The organism is Streptomyces sp. NPDC024698 (genome assembly GCF_055559015.1).
Map to the genome: position 1 here is coordinate 1890 of NZ_JBVHLK010000055.1, position 1870 is coordinate 3759.

The window sequence follows — 1870 nt, forward strand, 5'->3', positions numbered from 1 at the left end:
GGTCGGGCACGCTGTTGGGTGTCTGAAGGTACGGCCGTATGGTCGCCTTCAGTGCCGGCCCCAGTGCACTCGAACTACTGGTTCGGGGTGATGGGTGGTTGGTCGTTGTTTGAGAACTGCACAGTGGACGCGAGCATCTGTGGCCAAGTTTTTAAGGGCGCACGGTGGATGCCTTGGCACCAGGAACCGATGAAGGACGTGGGAGGCCACGATAGTCCCCGGGGAGCCGTCAACCAGGCTTTGATCCGGGGGTTTCCGAATGGGGAAACCCGGCAGTCGTCATGGGCTGTCACCCATACCTGAACACATAGGGTATGTGGAGGGAACGCGGGGAAGTGAAACATCTCAGTACCCGCAGGAAGAGAAAACAACCGTGATTCCGGGAGTAGTGGCGAGCGAAACCGGATGAGGCCAAACCTCAAGCGTGTGAGACCCGGCAGGGGTTGCGCTTGGGGGGTTGTGGGATCTCTCTTTCACAGTCTGCCGGCTGTGAGGCGAGTCAGAAACCGTTGATGTAGGCGAAGGACATGCGAAAGGTCCGGCGTAGAGGGTAAGACCCCCGTAGTCGAAACATCAACGGCTCGTTTGAGAGACACCCAAGTAGCACGGGGCCCGAGAAATCCCGTGTGAATCTGGCGGGACCACCCGCTAAGCCTAAATATTCCCTGGTGACCGATAGCGGATAGTACCGTGAGGGAATGGTGAAAAGTACCGCGGGAGCGGAGTGAAATAGTACCTGAAACCGTGTGCCTACAAGCCGTGGGAGCGTCGCGCATCGAGTTTACTCGGTGCGTCGTGACTGCGTGCCTTTTGAAGAATGAGCCTGCGAGTTTGCGGTGCGTTGCGAGGTTAACCCGTGTGGGGAAGCCGTAGCGAAAGCGAGTCCGAATAGGGCGATTCAGTAGCGCGCTCAAGACCCGAAGCGGAGTGATCTAGCCATGGGCAGGTTGAAGCGGCTGTAAGAGGTCGTGGAGGACCGAACCCACCAGGGTTGAAAACCTGGGGGATGACCTGTGGTTAGGGGTGAAAGGCCAATCAAACTCCGTGATAGCTGGTTCTCCCCGAAATGCATTTAGGTGCAGCGTCGTGTGTTTCTTGCCGGAGGTAGAGCACTGGATAGGCGATGGGCCCTACCGGGTTACTGACCTTAGCCAAACTCCGAATGCCGGTAAGTGAGAGCGCGGCAGTGAGACTGTGGGGGATAAGCTCCATGGTCGAGAGGGAAACAGCCCAGAGCATCGACTAAGGCCCCTAAGCGTACGCTAAGTGGGAAAGGATGTGGAGTCGCACAGACAACCAGGAGGTTGGCTTAGAAGCAGCCACCCTTGAAAGAGTGCGTAATAGCTCACTGGTCTAGTGATTCCGCGCCGACAATGTAGCGGGGCTCAAGCGTACCGCCGAAGTCGTGTCATTGCAGCAATAGGGCCAACGCCCGCTGTGATGGGTAGGGGAGCGTCGTGTGCCGGGTGAAGCCGCGCCGGAAGGCAGTGGTGGACGGTTCACGAGTGAGAATGCAGGCATGAGTAGCGATACACACGTGAGAAACGTGTGCGCCGATTGACTAAGGGTTCCTGGGTCAAGCTGATCTGCCCAGGGTAAGTCGGGACCTAAGGCGAGGCCGACAGGCGTAGTCGATGGATAACCGGTTGATATTCCGGTACCCGCTGTGAAGCGTCAAACATCGAGCCCATTAATGCTAAGGCCGTGAAGCCGCCCTGATCTCTTCGGAGTTGAGGGGAGTGGTGGAGCCGCCGGCCCAAGGTGGTAGTAGGTGAGTGATGGGGTGACGCAGGAAGGTAGTCCATCCCGGGCGGTGGTTGTCCCGGGGTAAGGGTGTAGGCCGTGTGATAGGCAAATCCGTCACACATCA

1 rRNA gene (running past one end of the window) is annotated in these 1870 nt (G+C 58.1%); it reads left to right on the forward strand.

Annotated features, from left to right (window positions below):
* Nucleotides 1-141: 141 nt before the first annotated feature.
* A 23S ribosomal RNA gene (locus tag ACZ4AA_RS38365) occupies nucleotides 142-1870 on the forward strand; it runs 1494 nt beyond the window's last position.